The sequence below is a fragment of the Methylosinus sp. Ce-a6 genome (assembly GCF_009811655.1).
GTDB lineage: Bacteria > Pseudomonadota > Alphaproteobacteria > Rhizobiales > Beijerinckiaceae > Methylosinus.
This window is the reverse complement of record NZ_BGJX01000003.1, coordinates 141,399-158,351: the sequence shown is the minus strand read 5'-3', so window position 1 is coordinate 158,351 and position 16,953 is coordinate 141,399. Positions and strand designations below refer to the sequence as shown.

Annotated in this window: 8 protein-coding genes and 1 pseudogene; 8 read left to right on the top strand and 1 reads right to left on the bottom strand. The window is 65.3% G+C overall.

From position 1 onward, the window contains the following. Positions 1-48: 48 nt before the first annotated feature. The 8 genes and pseudogenes from Mspo_RS03405 to Mspo_RS03370 all read left to right on the top strand — a co-directional run bounded on the left by Mspo_RS03405 (position 49) and on the right by Mspo_RS03370 (position 15,858). Complete coding sequence (locus Mspo_RS03405; RefSeq protein ID WP_159726837.1) at positions 49-4,998, top strand: aminotransferase class III-fold pyridoxal phosphate-dependent enzyme; 4,950 nt, start codon at positions 49-51, stop codon at positions 4,996-4,998. Then, on the top strand, positions 4,998-7,985 hold the full coding sequence (locus Mspo_RS03400) for a beta-ketoacyl synthase N-terminal-like domain-containing protein (RefSeq protein WP_244613094.1): 2,988 nt from the start codon (positions 4,998-5,000) through the stop codon (positions 7,983-7,985). The genes Mspo_RS03405 and Mspo_RS03400 overlap by 1 nt, the downstream gene beginning before the upstream one ends. Continuing rightward, complete coding sequence (locus Mspo_RS03395) at positions 7,982-9,967, top strand: acyltransferase domain-containing protein (protein WP_159726835.1); 1,986 nt, start codon at positions 7,982-7,984, stop codon at positions 9,965-9,967. Before Mspo_RS03400 ends, Mspo_RS03395 begins: the two co-directional genes overlap by 4 nt. A 2-nt stretch (positions 9,968-9,969) precedes the next feature. Then, a complete protein-coding gene (locus tag Mspo_RS03390; protein WP_244613092.1) occupies positions 9,970-10,221 on the top strand; it encodes an acyl carrier protein in 252 nt (83 codons plus the stop codon). 79 nt (positions 10,222-10,300) lie between these two features. Then, on the top strand, positions 10,301-12,094 hold the full coding sequence (locus Mspo_RS03385; RefSeq protein WP_159726831.1) for a fatty acyl-AMP ligase: 1,794 nt from the start codon (positions 10,301-10,303) through the stop codon (positions 12,092-12,094). Then, a pseudogene (locus Mspo_RS03380) lies at positions 12,094-12,801 on the top strand (thioesterase II family protein); the annotation flags it as partial. The gene Mspo_RS03385 and the pseudogene Mspo_RS03380, both read left to right, overlap by 1 nt. A 76-nt stretch (positions 12,802-12,877) precedes the next feature. After that, positions 12,878-13,987, top strand: a complete 1,110-nt coding sequence (locus Mspo_RS19805; protein WP_244613090.1) for a DUF3047 domain-containing protein — start codon at positions 12,878-12,880, stop codon at positions 13,985-13,987. Positions 13,988-14,049: 62 nt separating this feature from the next. Next, positions 14,050-15,858 carry a cytochrome P450 gene (locus tag Mspo_RS03370; RefSeq protein WP_159726827.1) on the top strand — a complete coding sequence of 603 codons (1,809 nt, stop codon included), beginning with the start codon at positions 14,050-14,052 and terminating at the stop codon, positions 15,856-15,858. A gap of 127 nt (positions 15,859-15,985) precedes the next feature. Here the strand turns inward: Mspo_RS03370 and Mspo_RS03365 are convergent, their stop codons facing one another. Further along, a complete protein-coding gene (locus tag Mspo_RS03365) occupies positions 15,986-16,903 on the bottom strand; it encodes a LysR substrate-binding domain-containing protein (protein ID WP_159726825.1) in 918 nt (305 codons plus the stop codon). Positions 16,904-16,953: the final 50 nt, after the last annotated feature.

Sequence of the window (16,953 nt, the reverse complement as noted above, 5' to 3'; positions counted from 1 at the left end):
CTGGAGTTCATCGATTGATGAGCCTACTGAGGCGAAGGAATCATTGACATGACTCATCTCGATAATCGCGTTTCGGGAATTTGGTCGGCCTCGAGCGAGGAGACGCTGACCGCCGAAGAGGCGCTGGCGCTTCTCGACCGCATCGACGCCGCCGGCGGATCCGCGCAGGAGGACGTGACTCTCAAGGCGCGCGTCATTCAGGATCTGGGGCAGTTGCTCGTCTCCATCCTCAAGCTGCAGATGCAGGATCTCTCGCCAGACAGGTCTTGGATGGACTACGGCTTGGATTCGATCGCTTCTACCGAGCTCGCGGCGCTTTTTACAGAGAGGTATGAGATCTCGCTGCCTCCGACGATCTTTTTCGAATTCCAAAATCTCGATGCGTTCACGGATTACCTGATAAAGAACCATCTAACCGAGCTGACGAAAATATATTCCGCTCGCCAGATCCATCTCGTGACGCCCGCCCCGTCTCGGCTCGCCGCCCGAGCCGAACAGATTTCCGCGGCGTCCGAGGGAGCGGCGTCGATCGAGTCGCTCTGGGCCGAGGTCCGAGAACAGGAAAGTCGCGGCGCTCCCCCCGCCGCCGTCGCGTGGTCGGAACAGCCGAGCGCCCGTGTGATCGCGCTCGCCGAGTCGAAGTCCAGCGAACCTTCCGCCGAAGAGTTGCGTCGATGCCAACGCTTCGTCGAGGCCGCGCAGATCCACAGTTTCGATCGTCCAGGCGGGGGGCGCATCGAATGCGCGACCTATGGCGAAGGGCCGCCGGTCCTGCTGCTCGGCGGCCTCGTCATGCATTACAGCGTGATGTGGCGGCTGCAGCTCGAAACATGGGGCGCCGAGCATCGGCTGATCATGTTCCATATGCCCGGCAGCGGCGGCGCGACGCTCTACGACGACGTGACGCTCGAGAGCTTGGCCGATGACGTCGCGGCGGTCCTCGACGCGATCGGCGTCGCGGGCGGACTTCCCGTGCTCGGCTATTCGTTCGGCGGCGTCCTCGCGCAGGCTTTCGCCCTTCGGCACAAGCACAGATGCTCGAGTCTCGCGATCTGCGTCAGCGCCTCGTCGTCGGACGACGTCGACAACTTCCAGACGCTGATGAAGGAGCTTCAGAAGAGCTCCCGCTTCATGGAGGTCAATAGGGGCTGGCCGATGTCGGCGCTGCCGACTTATGGGCGAGCGGTCGCCGGCTTCGATTTTCGGGACAAGCTCGCAGAGCTCGACCTGCCGACGCTCGTCGTGTCGGCGACCGACGACCGCTATATGACGACCGCACATGCGGCGCAGACACTCTCCCGCTTGCCGAATGCGAAATCGCTTCAGTTCCAGAACGCCGGGCATCTTGTCGGCTTCACTCACCATGTCGAGTTCAATCGGGCGATCCTGGATTTTTGGGCGAAGCAGCTCGATCGATCGGCCGGCCGACGAGAATCTTCGATCTACGCGCCGGCCTCGGACGAGACGCTGCAACTGCTCGAAGACTATATCCGCTCCGGCGAGCAGGGGCACACGATCATGCTGTCGCCCGCCGTCGCGCAAGCCGCGCGGCTGATCGATATCGGTCTCAACTCCGTGAAGGACGCTCCCGAAGCGTTTCGATCCTATTTCCTCACCTCCCAGGCGGAGGCCCTCGACGCCGCAATCCGGTTTGCGCGCCATCTCGCGCGCAACCGATCGGACGCCGCGGACGGCGCCGCGCTGTTGATCGATCCGACCGTCGGCTGGGCGCGTCGGTTCGACCCGTTGGGCCGGGGCGCGTCAGATGCGCTGGTTCCCGGCGTCGAAGCCGTCGCGACCGTGACGGCCGCCGAAGCGCGGCTGAAGAGCGGCGCTTTGTCCGTCGTCGCATTGATCTTTGTCGTGACGCCGACCGACACGCCCGACGATCTGCGACGTTTCGTCGAGCTCGCGCGTTCGGCCGCAGCGACCGCCGTGCTCGTGGAGCTCGACGCGCCCCACCTCTCGCCTTCTGACTTCCTCTCCTTCCGCGCGCGGGCCGTCTGCGACATCGTCGTGCTGGGCGGGGCGATCAGCGGCTCCAGAGTTCCGTCCGGCGCCATGGTCGTGCGGGCGAATCTCGGCAATCCATGGGCGATGACGCCGAACGAGGGCTATGTCCGACATCCGATGGCCAATCTCGGCTTCGCGGCGCGGGTGATCGCCGAGCATCTGCTCGAATGCATCCCCCAAACGCGAGAACAGGCGCGGGAGCTTCGACGCATCGCGCATGATCCCGAAGCGAACTACCGAGCGCATCTCGAATACGGCAACCACGGCTACGCGCGCGTCGCGCGAATGCACGGCTTCGACGCGCGCTTCTACGAGGGTCGCGGCGCGCTCTCGCGCGTGGAGCCCGCCGAGGGCGGTCCGACGCGCGAGATCGTCGATTGCCTATCGAACGTCGGCGCCTGCCCGCGTGGACTCAACCCGCTCGACGTCGTCGGAGTCGCCCGCGCGCACGACCCGCGCCGAGACTATTGGGAAGAGCTTCGCTCGGTGCTGAAGGAGCTGACCGGCCTCGAAGCAGTGTCGCAGACGGCGAGCCATGTCGCAGCGCTCGACGAGGCCCTCGCGCTCGGCCTCGCCGCGGCGCGCGGACGCGTCAAGATCGTCGCCTTCAGCGGCGGCGCGGCTTTTTCGCTGGCGAGCGGGGCAGTCGCCCACGACGTCTTGTTCGACAGTTTCCGCGCGCCGTTCCAACCTCTCTATCCGCATATCTCCTTCATCGATCCGCGCGCGCCGGACGCTCCGGCCCGGCTGGAGGCGCAGCTCTCGAGCGGCGAGGTGGCTCTCGTCTGGCTGGAGACGATCCAGGTGGAGGGAAACGCGACGAGGCCGCTCCCCGTCCATCTCGTCGAAACCGTCGAACGTCTGAAGGCGCGAGGCGGCTATCTGATTGCGGTGGACGAGACCCAGACGGGCCTTTGGACGGGCCGCGCGCTCCACAGCTCCGAACTCATTCGGCAACCCGATATCGTCGTGCTCGGCACGGCGGTGACGGACGGATTGTTGCCGATGGGCGCGGTGCTCGCGAGCCGAGAGGTTTCGGAGCGCGTCGAAGCCGCGCGATTCGCATGGTTCGAGGAGCGCCGGACGCATGTCTGCCAGCTCTCCGCTCATCTCGCGGTCCACGCGCTGCGGGACGTCCTGGCCCGCGATCTGATGGGCGCGGCGCGTGATCGAGGCGCCTATTTCAAAGAGGCGCTGCAGGCGCTGCGCGCTCGGCGCCCCATCATTCGCGACGTTCGCGGCGAAGGCCTGCTGCTGACGATCGAGCTCGATCTCGTCGGCCAACCCGCTTTCATACAACAGAGCTTCGGCTATCTGTTGTGGGGACATCTCATGAGAGATCATGAGGACGGCGTCGCGCTCGTCGTCTGTCCGCTGCACAACAACTGCATTCGGCTCGCTCCGCCGCTCACGATCAGCCGAAGCGAGATCGACCGGATCATCAAAGGTCTCGACAAAGCGTTGAGCGCCGGGATCGCCGGCGTTCTGCGCTCATGCGCGGCCTATTGCGAAACGCGAGGCGATATGAAGACGGCGAAATTCATCGGCGGGCTCGTCGCGGCCGACGGCTCATCTGGCGCGGACGCCATTGTCGAGAAGGCCGGTCCGCGGCCTTCGAGCGGCCCGAGCGTCTGCATCATCGGCGCAGGCGTCGCCGGCATTTCGATGGCGAAGGCGCTCAAGGACAAGGACATCCCGTTCGAGTGCTATGAGGCGCGCGATCAGCTCGGCGGAATCTGGGCGTACGACTCGGAAGGAAAGCACACGTCCACCTGGGCGAATCTGAACATGAACACGCCCAAGGGGCTCTATCAGTTCGCCGACATGCCGATGCCGGCGGACTATCCAGATTATCCTTCGCGCCAGCAGGTGAAGGACTATCTCGAAAGCTACGTCGACAAAAACGATCTGCGCAAGAACATCCATCTCGATTGTCGCGTGCTACGCGCCGAACGCGCGAAGGACGGCAAATGGGACGTCACGCTCGAGGACGGCGTCACGCGCCGATTCGACGCGCTCGCCGTCGCCAATGGCCACCACAATCAGCCGGTCATTCCCGAATTCGACGTGAGCCGCTTCGCTGGCTCTGCCTCTCATTCGAAATTCTATCGCAGTCGTCACGAATATCGCGACAAGCGCGTGATGGTCGTCGGCATCGGCAACAGCGGCGCGCAGATCGCCGTCGACGTCAGCCACGACGCCGCGATGACTTATCTCTCCGTGAGGCGAGGAGTCTATGTCCTCCCGCATTACCTGTTCGGAATGCGCATCGACAAAGCGCTCGGCCCGCTCAACGCTTGGTGGGTCAAGAAAATCTTGCCCTACCCGCTTCACGAGATGCTCCTGACTTGGACCTACAAGCTGTTCATCGCGAGGCATCGCAATCTCGGCATGCCTCGTCCAGACCATTGGATGATGTCCTGCCTGCCGACGATGTCCGAAAATCTCGCCAATCGAATCGGCGACGGAAAGCTCGAGGTCGTCGGCGGCGTCGAGCGTGTCGAGGGAACGACCGTCCAGTTCAAGAACGGCGAGAAGGTGGAGATCGACTCCATCATCTACGCGACCGGCTACAGGACGACCTTTCCATTCCTGGACAAGGAGACGTTCGACGCCTCCGACAACAAGATCCAGCTCTACAAGCGCATCTTCCACCCGCACATCGACAACATGGTTTTCATCGGCCTGTTCCAGGCCATCACTTGGGGCTTTCTCGACATTATGGAGCGCCAAGGGCAACTGGCGGCGCAATATTTCGCGGGCGAATACGCATTGCCGAGCGCCGAGCAGCAGCTCGACGACATCGCCGCCGAACGCCGCCGCATCGACCGCGAATATGTGCCGACGCTGCGCAATCAATATTATTTGCACGGGCCGACCTACATGCACGAGCTGAGCGAAGAGATGCGGCGCGGCCGCAAACGCGCTCGGGTCGCGTCCAACGCGCCGGCGCGCGCCTCCTTCGTCGAGGAGAGGGTCCACTGATGGCGGCCGCGACGGCGACGACCGCCGAACACAAGACGATGAACCGGGGGGCGGCGATCGCGATCGTGGGCATGCATGGTCGCTTCCCCGGCGCCGTCGACGCGGCCGCCTTCTGGCAGAATCTTTCGTCCGGCCGAGACGTCGTGCGCGAGGTTCCGGCGGAGCGATGGGACTGGCGCGCGATCCACGGCGATCGATCCGCCGACGGCGCCAAGTCCTACTCCCGCTGGGGCGGGTTCGCGGATCATGTCGATTGTTTCGATCACGGCTTCTTCGGCGTGCTGCCGAAAGAAGCGGAGAGCATGGATCCACAGCAGAGACTGTTTCTCCAATCCGCGCACAATGCGCTGGAGGACGCCGGAATCGCGCCGCGCAGCCTCGAAGGGCGCAAGGTCGGCGTCTTCGTCGGCGTCGGCAACGCCGATCATCCGGCGCTCTTGCGCGACAGCGAGACGGCCATAGACGCCTACCGCGGAACCGGCATGGCGTTGACCGCGATCGCCAATCGCGTCTCCTATCTCTTCGACTTCCGCGGTCCCAGCAATGTCGTCGACACCGCCTGCTCGAGCTCGTTGGTCGCGCTCCACCGCGCCGTCGTCTCCTTGCGCGAGGGCGAATGTGAGCTCGCGATCGTCGGCGGGGTCAATCTGCTGCTCGGCCCGGAACTCTATGTCGCCTTCTCCAAGGCGGAGATGCTGAGCCCGACAGGTCGTTGCCGCACATTGGACGCCGAGGCGGACGGATATGTGCGCGGCGAAGGCGTCGCGGCGATCGTGATCCGCCCGCTCGAGGAGGCGATCGCCAGTGGCGACTATATCTACGCGGTGGTCGAAGGCGTCGCCGAGAACCATGGCGGCCGCGCGCACAGCTTCACGGCGCCGAACCCTGTCGCTCAGGCGGAGGCGATCGCGGCAGCCTGGCGCAAGGCCGGGCGCCCGCTCGGCGACGCCGCCTTCCTCGAGATGCATGGGACGGGCACGACGCTCGGCGATCCGGTCGAGATCGACGGCTTGAAGGCCGCGCTCGCGCTGGAGCCGGCGGCCCGCGGAGAAAGCCGCGCTCCGATCTATCTCGCGAGCCTCAAGAGCCAGATCGGCCATTTGGAGGCCGCCGCCGGCATCGCCTCGCTCTTCAAGGCCGTCATGGCCTTACAGCGACGACATCTACCGGCGAATCTGCACTATCGGCGGCTCAATCCGCAAGTCGAGCTCGAGAACACGCCTTTCGCGGTGGCGGATCGGCCTATCACACTCGAACGCCGCGACGACGAGCCGCTGACAGCGGGCGTGAGCTCCTTCGGCTTCGGCGGCGTCAACGCCCATGTCGCGCTCCGCGAGTTTCGCGCGGAGAAGCGCAGCCGCGCCAGCGAGGCCGCCTCCTCTGCAGCGAGTCGGCCTTTCCTGTTCGTTCTGTCGGGGAAGGACGAAGCCGCTCTGACGGCGCGCGTGCGCCAATTGCTCGGGCTTCTGCGCAGAATCGTCGGCGCGCCCACGCAGGCGCGGGTCGTCGAGCTCTTGGGCGAGGCGTTGGGGCTTCCCGAGTCGACGCGGTTTTCGGAGCTCGCGTCGCATGGCGTGACGCCGGGCGGCCTCGTCGAAGCGCTTGGCGTTCTTTCGCGCCGGTTGGGCGTCGCGATCGGCATTTCGGACATCCGGGACTGCGTCACCCTGGACGAGATCGGCGCGGCTGTTTGCGAGCGGCTCGCCTCGCCCATCGCCGAAGACGATCGGACGCGGCTTCTCTGCGGCGTCGCGGCTCCCGACGCCGACATCGACGTCATCGATCTCGCCGGGATCGCGCGGACGCTCATGCTCGGCCGCGACGCGATGAAGGAGCGCCTGGCGCTGATCGCGCCCGACCTAGAGACGCTGATCGAGCGGCTCTCGCGCTTCGCGGCGGCGCCGTCGTCGGAGGGGCCTTGGCTGCGCGCGTCGATCCACCGCTTCGGCGAGAAGGGCGAGCGACCCGTAGCGGCGCGAGATGCGCTGGACGAAGCCGCTCTGCTGCATTGGGCCTCTTATTGGGCGCGGACCAGGGCGCCGGACATGGCCTGGGACGCCCTTTATCCGGACCTGCCGCCGCCGAGGAAGACGCCGCTGCCGGCCTATCCGTTCGAGCTGCGGCGCATCTGGCGTCGGAGCGCGCGAAGCGCCGCCGGCGAAAGCGAGAACCGCGCGGCGGCCGAAGTCGCCGCGGCCGACGCGCAAGCGCGGCGGAGCCGCGTCCGTTCGGCCTCCTCGCTTCACGACGCTTGGGAAAGCTGTTGGACAGGCTCGGAGCGATGGCCGCCGTCGTCGCTGACGGCGTTGCCGGCCCTGATCGTCCATCTCGCCGCGCAGAAGGGCGCTGTGGCGATCGCCGAGGCCAGATTAGCGCGTCCTTCCGATCTCGACGGCGATCCGACCATCGACCCGACCACGAGCGACGGATCCGTGCTCCAATGCGTCGCTTCCGGGGAGCGGCCGCGCGCGATTCTGAACGCGCGCCTCGCGGCGACGCCGCCCGAGCCCGAGCGCGCTCCGCCGTCGGAGCCGATCGGCTCGATTTTGGGCGGCGCGTTCTACGGCCTCTTGGACTCGGCGGGGCTGACGGTCGCTCCGCGCTTTCGATGCGTCGAGAGCGTTGCGATCTCGACCGACGCTCTCGACTTCCGCCTCCGCCTGTCGCGCGAGGACGACAGGGACGCCGCGTTCTGGGCCGCTCTGACGGCGACCTCCGCGCTCGGCGCATGTTGGCTGCTGGACCCGGCTCTGTCGGCCGACGCGTTCAGATGCGTCTGGCGCGTCGAGTCATTGCGCTTCGATCCCGCCGCGGCGCGGACTGTGACTCGCCTCTCTATGGTTCGGCGTGACGAGGACATCGTCGCGCTCGCCGCGTTCAGCGACCGCGACGAGCCCGTCTTGACGATCGCAACCGTCGCAACCCGTCGCTTCGCTCTTCCGTCCCGATCGGTAGCCGCGGCGGCCGTCGTCAGGAGCGCCTCATGAAAGCCGTGGTCTTTTCCGGCCAGGGGGCGCAGCGACCCGGCATGGGGCGCGACCTCTTCGGACGCTTCCCCGCGCTCGTCGCGCTTGCCGACCGGACGCTGGGCTATAGCGTGGAGGAGTTGTGCCTCGAGGATCCGAGGAGCGAGCTGTCGCGCACGGCGTTCACTCAACCCGCGATATATGTCGTTTCGACGCTCGCCTATCTCGAATTCGAACGGACCCACGGCGCTCCGGCCCTGCTCGCGGGTCACAGCGTGGGAGAATACGCCGCTCTGACAGCGGCCGGCGTCTTCGATTTCGAGATCGGGCTGCGCCTCGTCCAGCGCCGCGCCGAGCTGATGGGGCGCGCCGACGGCGGCGGGCTGACGGCGATCCTCGGAATCTCCCCGGACGAGGTCGGCGAGATGCTCGCCAGACCGGATCTCGCCGGCCTCGAGCCGGCGAATTTCAACACGCCGCGGCAGACCGTCGTGGGCGGTCCGAGCCCGCTGCTGGCCCGGCTCGAGCGGCTCTGCGCCGAATCGGGACGTCGCGCCGTCCGGCTGAACGTCAGCGGCGCCTTCCATACCAGCGCGATGCGAGAGGCCAGCGAGGAGTTCGGACGTTTTGTGACGAGCTTCGCCATGGCGCCCCCGAAGATCCCGGTCGCTCTGAACCTCACCGGCCGGCTCCACGCCGGCGAGGACCTGCGCGAAGTCTTGCCGCGCCATATCGCTAGCCCCGTGCGATGGAGCGATTGCATCGCCACGCTGCTGCGCGAGGGCGCGACCGAATTCGTGGAGCTGCCGTCAACCGGAGCGCTCTCCAGAATGGCGAACGAGATCCGGTCGGCGATTTCCTCGCCGCCTCCGGTCGCGAGGCAGGTCGAGGAAGCACATGGAGATATCCGCGACATTCTCGGCCGCCGGCTGGTCTCGGTTTCCCTCGGCCGCGGCATCTCCGGTCTCGAGCTCACGCGCTCCCTCGGACGAGCAGGCGTTTTGGCCTTCATCGACACGGAGGACGCGCCGCTCGACCGTCTCGAAGCCGATCTGAGCAGCCTCGTCTCGTATCCAACGATCGTCGCTCGCGTCGGAGCGTCACTGACGCCTTCCCTCGACGCCGAGGACGAGCGGCGCCGCGTGGACTTGTTCGTCCGATTGGGCGTGCGAAATGTCGAGCTCCGGGGGTATGAGCGACCTTCGGAAGCGGCGCTCCGCTATCGCTCGCCAGCGCCAGAACGCGGCCTTCGGCGTCTGTTCGTCAGAGTGACGCGAGCGAGCGCGGTCGACGCCTTCCTCGATGTCGAGGCGGGAGACGGCGACCCCTTTGCGGCGGCCCTGTGCGTCGATACCGGCGTCTGGCGTTCACGGGAAAGCGAGCCCGAAGACGCGCTCCGACACGCCCTTTCTCGTCGAGAGGCGGCGCGGCGCGACGGCGGGCCGGCGGGGAAGACCCTGATCGGCGTCGTCGCCGATCCGGCTTCGTCCGGCGGAATCGCGGCGGCCTTCGAGGCCGGCTGCGACTTTGTGACGACCGGTTCGGCGATGCTGCTCGCCGACGAGGCGCGATTGGACTCGGAGATGCGCGCCGCGATCCGCGACCCGCGCGTCGGCGCAGTGGCGGGGCTACCGGACTGGTGGCTGCCGGAGCTCGCAACGCGCTCCACGGCCTGGATCGACGACCCCGGAGCCATCGAAGAGGTCCTCAACCTGCAGAACCTCTATCTGCGATCTCCGGACACGGAGACGATGCGAGGCGCAGTCGCGCCTTTCGCCAGGACCGCCGACGGGCATGGCTCACGAGAGCGCGAGGCCCGCAAGGCTTTGCGCCGCACGGCGGCCGGCGTCTTCCGCCGACTGATCCCCTGCGATCCCGCCTTCGACAGCTTGCGTCGCTGGATCGTCGCGCGGGCCGATGGCCATGGCCTGTCAGCCGCGCGCATCGCCGAGATGCTGCTGCCGCCGTCCGTAGAAGAAACGCACCCCACGGAAGGAGCATGATCGTGAGTCTGCAAACCGTCGAGGCAATCGAAGAGTATATCGTCACCTATATCGAGCGCGAGTTGCACATCTCCTCATCCGAAATCGATTGCGACATGTCCCTCGGCGCCTTCGGCATGAGCTCGAAGTCGGGCCTGAAATTGGTGGGGCTGTTGGAGGACCGGCTCGATATCCGAATAGATCCGAAGCTCATATTCGCGCATCCGACGATATCGCGCCTTTCGAGCGCGTTGCTCGATCTTCTGCAGAAGTAGTCGGTTGCCCGCAGCATTGATCAAACATCAGTTACGCCGGGACGAGGGTCGAATACGACCAGGCCATCGGGAGACCGTCATGTTTGCTAAATCAGAGATGACCGACTTCGAGATTTTCTCTGCCGCAGGTTCGCTGCCGGTGCAAGATGTTCTGGCGATCAGGACATGGCTCACGCCGGACCAGCTGTTGTTCACCTTTCTCGACGACGATGGCGAGGAAGCCGGGCATTTGACTTACAGAGGTCTTTGGTTGCGGTGCCGCGCGGTGGCTGCGGAGCTTTCGGCGTCGCATCCGCCCGGCTCCCGCGTCATCTTGTTCTATCCGCCGGGGCTCGACTTCGTCGCCGCTTTCGTCGGCTGCCTGATGGCGCGATGCATCGCGGTGCCGGTGAATTTGCCGGTCCGACGACGCGTCGGTCGGTCCGTCGGCATCATCGAGGATTGCGGCGCCACGGTCGCGCTGGCCCCTTCGGATCAGATCGCCGAATTCAAGAAGAGCTTCGAAGACACTACGGCGTCCGACCTCCACTGGATCGTGACCGATACGCTGCCGCTCGACGAAGCGGCGGACGATCTGCCCTTTTCGCGTTCGGTCGCGGACATGAATGCCGTCGCCTATCTGCAATACACCTCCGGCTCCACCTCCAATCCCAAGGGGGTGATGATCACATTCGACAACATGACGACGAATTGCCGCATGATCCGCGACACTCTGCGATTGAACGAAGACTCCACCATGGTCTTCTGGCAGCCGCACCATCATGACATGGGTCTGATCTGCAGCGTCCTGCTGCCGATCGTCATCGGCAATCACACCGTCCTGATGACGCCGAACACCTTCGTTCGGCAGCCGATGCTCTGGATCCAGACGATATCCAAATATCGAGCGGAAGTCGCGGGCGGCCCGAACTTCGCGTTCGACATCGCGTCAGAACGCTATTCGGCCGCCAAGCTGGCGGGCGTCGACCTCTCGAACTGGCGACTGGCGCTCAACGGCTCGGACATCGTCAGGGCGACGACGCTCGACCGCTTCGTCGAGCGCTTCGAGCCGCACGGGTTCAAGCCGGAAACCTTCCTGGTCTGCTACGGCATGGCCGAGGCGGTGCTGTTCCTGTCGGCCGGGCCCGTCGGGCGCAAGCCGCGCTATGCGATCGTCGACGTGGAAAGCCTCGAGTTGTACGGCCGGGTGCGCTCCCCCTCCTCGCAGGCGCAGGGCCGGCGACTCGTCGGCTGCGGCGAGCCGTCCTGGGAGGTCGAGGCGATCATCGTCGATGCGGAAACGCGGCGGCGCCTGCCCGACGGCGAGGTCGGCGAAATCTGGATCAACAGTCCGACCGTCGGCCTCGGCTATTGGGAGAATCCCGACGAGACGGAACGCGTCTTCCACGGAAAGCTCGCGGACAACGCGACCAAATTCTATTTGCGCACCGGCGATCTCGGTTTCATCCATCCCGACGATCGTCAGATCTATGTCTGCGGCCGCATCAAAGACCTGATCATCTCCGAAGGGCGCAATCTTCATCCGGAGGACATCGAATATTCGATCGTCGAGGCGCTGTCGGCGGCCGGCGATTCGAACGCCATTTCCTGCGCGGCGTTCAACGCGCAGCAGGGCGACGAGCAGCTGATCGTCGCGGTCGTCGAGCTCAACCGCGCGCTGAAGCGAAATCTCGCAGAGAGCGGTCCAGACATCGAAAACGCGGTCCGCCGGGCGGTCGCGGCCGATCACGGCGTCACTCTGCATCAGCTCCTGTTCGTGCCGCCCACGGCGATGTGCAAGACCACCAGCGGCAAGGTCCAGCGCGGCCTGATGCGACAACTCTACGCCGGCGGCGCGTTGAAAAGCCTGGAAGGCGCCGAGGCGATCGCGTGATGTCGTCTCCGACTCCGTCCTGGGTCGTTCTGGACGAGCGCGCTCCAGAGCGACCGTGCCTCGCCTGCTTCCATGCGGCCGGCGGAAGCGCCCAGAGCTTCCTGCCTTGGCGGCGGGCGCTGCAGGGGCGTTACGACCTTCTGGCGGCGGAGCTTCCCGGTCGCGCGCGGCGCTTCGGCGAGGCGCATGCGACCTCGGTCGAAGCGGTCGTCGCAGAGCTCGCCGAGAGCCTCGGCCGCATGGCGCGGCGCCCTTGGATATTCGTCGGCCACAGCCTGGGCGCCCTGCTCGCCTACGAAACGGCCATGACGCTCCGCGAGCGAGGCGCTCCGGCGCCGATCGGCATGATCGCCGTCGCGCACCGATCGCCCGACGAACGCGCCCAGGGCGATGGTTTGCCCGGCGCGGGCGCGCGCGAGACGAGGGACTATCTCGAGGAGCTCGAGGGCACGCCCGATGCGATCCTCGAAAACGACGACTACATGTCGATGTTCTCGAAAATCCTGCGCGCCGACTTCGATCTGCTCAGAGGATACGTTTATCGGCCTCGCCCGCCGCTCACGATGCCGCTGCATGTCATCGGCGCTCTGCGTGACTCGGCGGTCGGATTCGAGTCCCTTCTCGGTTGGGGTCGACTGTTCGACGGCGAGCAGTCGCTGACCATGGTCGACGGCGGCCATTTCGCTCCCGTCCACGATCCTTCGACGGTTTTCCGCAAGGCCGACGAAATCGTTCGGCCGAGCGTCGATGCGTTATCAGATCCCTCGAGGAAGGAAATGCGAAATGGATACGACGACACAACAGCAAATTTCAGAGGTCGATCACGAGGGGTTGGGACAGGCGCTGAGCCACAGTCTGGCGAAGGCCGACGGCGCGATCCGCTCCAGCGTCGTCTTGAAGCTCGACGCTGAAAAGCCCAACTGGATCGAAACTGGCATCCTGCTCGAGAAAGGCGAAGAGGTCAGCCTGCTCTCGGAAGGCGTCATCTGGATCTCGCGCGAATACGATATACAGGTCCGCGGCAACGCCGCTCTCTGGCACAAGATCGACGACGGCAAGATCGCCAAGTCGGCCGGCCGCACGACGACATTTCGCGCAGACCGTTCGGGTCCCCTGCGATTGGCCTGCCGACTCGCCGGCCATTGGCTGGACGACACCGGCGTGCTCGATCCCGACGTGCCGCCCATGCCGATGGAGGGCGCGCTGACCGTCGGCGCGATCGTCTGGCGGAATGACGCGACGGAAGGGCTTCGACGGCTCGTCGACGTCGACGAAACCGCTCTCGCCGGCGCGGAGCTCGCGCGCATCGAAGCGTCGCGTCCGCTGCCCGATGGATGGGATCATCTTTGGCGCGTGGGGCGGACCGACATCTTCTGCGAAGCGATCGACGACGATGGCGGGACGGCGCTCCTGTGCAATTGCACGGCGGACTCCGGCATCATCAAATATCCGGTCGACGTCGCGCTCGACGACTCGACGCGGCTGATCTGGAAATGGGTGATGCGGAAGCTGCCCTCGCCGGCGCCGGAGAACTCGCTGGTGACGCACGACTACATGTCGATTGCCGTGGAGTTCGAGAATGGGCAGGACCTGACCTATTTTTGGAGCTCGTCACTGCCGCTCGGAACCTCTTTCCGCTGTCCCATTCCGGGTTGGGAGAAGCGGGAGACTCACATCGTCGTACGAACAGGCGGCGAGGATCTCGGGCGCTGGGTGTCCGACGGTCGGCCCATCCTCGAAGACTACCGCCAGGCCGTCGGCGCGGAGCATCCGGGCAAGATCGTCGGCGTTTGGATCATCGCGCTCAGTCCGTTCCAGCGCCGCAACGGCGTCGCCGCGTTCCGCGGCATCGCTCTGACGTCATCCGCCGGCGAGATGTCGATCGGGCCTTGATCGACATGGTCGGCGCCCGCAACGACGCGGCCTCCGCAAACCTTTGCCTGAAAGGAAAAGTCATGTTCGAGACCATTGCCAATCTCGCCGCGCTTTCGAACGACGCGCCGACGCACATCGAGGTCGACGGCTTCGACCTCGTCCTCATTCGTTCGGCGAACGATGTCGCGCTGTTCGAAAGCCGATGCCCGCATCAGGGCGCCATGCTTCACGAAGGCGCAATCAGTGACGGCAGGCTCGTGTGCCGCGCGCATGGCTGGGCCTTCGACAAGCGCAGCGGACAGCTCCGACACGATCCGAACCGATGTCTGCGCGCGATCCCGATTCGAATCGACGGCGACGAGGTTCTCGTCGATGTGAACGCCGTCCGCGAGCTGCGGCTCGAACGATCCGCCGCGGCCGCGACCAGCTCCGAAGAGCAAGGCGCGCCCGCCGGCGCCTCCAGAGCCATAGAGGACCTCCCCGGTCCGACGCCGCTGCCGTTCATCGGCAATGCTCATCAGCTCGATCTCGAGCAGCTGCATGTGACGATGGAGAATTGGCAGGAGCAATTCGGCTCGTTTTTCAAGTTCAGAATCATGAACAAGCTGGCGATCGCCGTCGCCCGGCCGCATCTGATCGGCATGGTGTTGCGTGAGCGGCCGCATAATTTCCGCCGGATCGACACCATCGAAGCGGTGTTCGAGGAGCTCGGCGCGCAAGGGCTATTCTCCGTCGAGGGCGAGACTTGGCGACGGCAGCGCCGAATCGTCGCGCAAGCGTTGAACGCCAAGCAGATCCGGATTTTTTTTCCCAAGATGCAAGAGATCACCGGTCGGCTCCTGCGTCGATGGAGCCGCGCCGCCGCGAGCGGCGCGACCGTCGACGTGCAGGCCGATTTGATGCGCTACACGGTCGACATCACGTCGAACCTGTCGTTCAATTACGACATGAACACACTCGAGAAGGAAGGCGACATCATTCAGAACAAGCTCGAGCATGTGTTCCCGATGATCAGCCGCCGCGTGAATTCGGCCTTTCCATATTGGCGATACTTCAAGCTGAAACGGGATCGCGAGCTCGACAAGGCGCTGAAGGAGCTCAAGGTCGCGATCGATGAGATCATCGAGATCAGCCGCGAGCGATTGCAGCGCGACGGCGACAATCGGGAGCCCGCCAATGTGATCGAGGCGATGCTGCGGCTCCAGGACGAGCAGGGCGCGATCAGCGACAAAGACATTTTCGGAAATGTTTTCTCCTTGCTCATCGCGGGCGAAGACACCACGGCGAACACCATGGTGTGGATCCTCCATTTCCTCAGCCGGAGACCAGACGTTTTTTCTCGCCTGCGGCAGGAGGCGGACGCCGTGCTCGGCGACCGCGAGATCATCGCCGATATCGATTTGGCGGGTCGTCTCCAGTATCACGACGCGGTGATCAACGAGGCGCTGCGTCTGAAGCCGGTGGCGTCGGTCTGGCCCATGGGGGCCTGCGCGGACGTCGTCATGGACGGCGTCGCGGTGCCTGCGGGAACGCCAGTGTTCTTGCTCACTCGCGTGCCCACCCTGCTCGACGGTGACGGGACGCCGGCCCTGGAGTTCGATCCCGACCGCTGGCTCGCGAAGGATCGGCATACCGCGCATTTCGAAGATGTCATGGCGCCGTTCGGCGCAGGGCCGCGGCTGTGTCCGGGACGGAGCCTCGCACTCCTCGAGATCCGCACCGTGATGTCTATGGTGGCGCGCAATTTCAATATCGTCCCCGCGGCGGGCGGTCCGCCGGTGGGCGAACGGTTCGCCTTTACTTTGATCCCTACGAATGTCCGCCTGGTGTTCGACGAAAGGCGAAATTCGACGCGCGTTCCCGCAGACCGCGAGCTCCTCGAAGGGTGACGACGCGGGCGGATCGAAGCCGACGTCGCGCGATCCATTGGATGCGAGCGGTCGGTCGAAGGGGCGATGTCGCATCGAGCCGATGCGGGCGGAGGTCGACTAGCTTGAATGCGATGTCGCCGGGACCTCATCGGAGGCCGCTGTCGGACGAGTCGGTCTCTAGTTCCTCGACGAGAAAATCGACGAATTCGCGAACCGTCTTGGCGAGCCCGCGACGCGAGGGAAAAACCGCATGAATAATTCCCGTCCGCGGCGTCCAGCTCGGCAGCGCCGGCTCCAGGAGCCCCTGCTCGAGATGGTCCCGCACGAGATATTCGGGCAATTGCACGATCCCGACTCCGTCCATCGCGGCGCGACGCAGAGTGACCAAATCGTCGGTGACGAAGCGGGGCATGAACGGGACCGAGACGGAGCGCCCCTCGGAGTCGGTCAGCTCCCAGCCATGCCTCCCAGTCGCTCGCGTCAGATCCATGCTGTCGAAACGCGCCAGATCCTGCGGCGCGATCGGCCGTCCCGAGCGCTCCAGCAACGCGGGCCGCGCCACGATGACCTGCGCGCTCTTGGCCAATGTTCGCATGACCAGCGCGGAATCTTCGAGTGGCGGAAAGCGCACTCGGAGCGCGACGTCGATCGCCTCTTCGATGAGGTCGACCGGCCGATTGGTCGCGATCAATTGCACCACCACGCGCGGGTACGCCAGCAAGAAACGCGAGATGATTCCCGAAACGCGACTCTGCGCCAAAGCGATCGGACAACTCACCCGCAGCAGACCGCATGGCTCGATACGCGTTTCCTCCACGACCTGCCTCGCGGCCTCCGCCTCGGCGATCATCCCGGCGCAATGGCGAACGTATCTGTGGCCGACCTCGGTCAACGCGAAACGGCCTCCCGAACGCTGAATCAATCGCACCCCGAGTTGCTCCTCCAGGGCGCTGATGCGGCGACTGAGCGTGGATTTCGGCAAGCCGAGAATGCGTGCGGCCGCGGAAAATCCGCCATGCTCCGCGACCTTCGCAAAATAATAGAGATCGTTGAGGTTCTGCATGATCCTCGTTCCAAATTTGGAACGAAATGTGCCATCCGATCGACTTTCTG

What these genes read in the sequence shown, in the direction of transcription:
- Mspo_RS03405 (WP_159726837.1), top strand. Translation starts at nt 49, where the DNA reads ATGACTCATCTCGATAATCGCGTTTCGGGAATTTGGTCGGCCTCGAGC.
- Mspo_RS03400 (WP_244613094.1), top strand. Translation starts at nt 4,998, where the DNA reads ATGGCGGCCGCGACGGCGACGACCGCCGAACACAAGACGATGAACCGG.
- Mspo_RS19805 (WP_244613090.1), top strand. Translation starts at nt 12,878, where the DNA reads ATGGATACGACGACACAACAGCAAATTTCAGAGGTCGATCACGAGGGG.
- Mspo_RS03385 (WP_159726831.1), top strand. Translation starts at nt 10,301, where the DNA reads ATGTTTGCTAAATCAGAGATGACCGACTTCGAGATTTTCTCTGCCGCA.
- Mspo_RS03365 (WP_159726825.1), bottom strand. Translation starts at nt 16,903, where the DNA reads ATGCAGAACCTCAACGATCTCTATTATTTTGCGAAGGTCGCGGAGCAT.
- Mspo_RS03395 (WP_159726835.1), top strand. Translation starts at nt 7,982, where the DNA reads ATGAAAGCCGTGGTCTTTTCCGGCCAGGGGGCGCAGCGACCCGGCATG.
- Mspo_RS03370 (WP_159726827.1), top strand. Translation starts at nt 14,050, where the DNA reads ATGTTCGAGACCATTGCCAATCTCGCCGCGCTTTCGAACGACGCGCCG.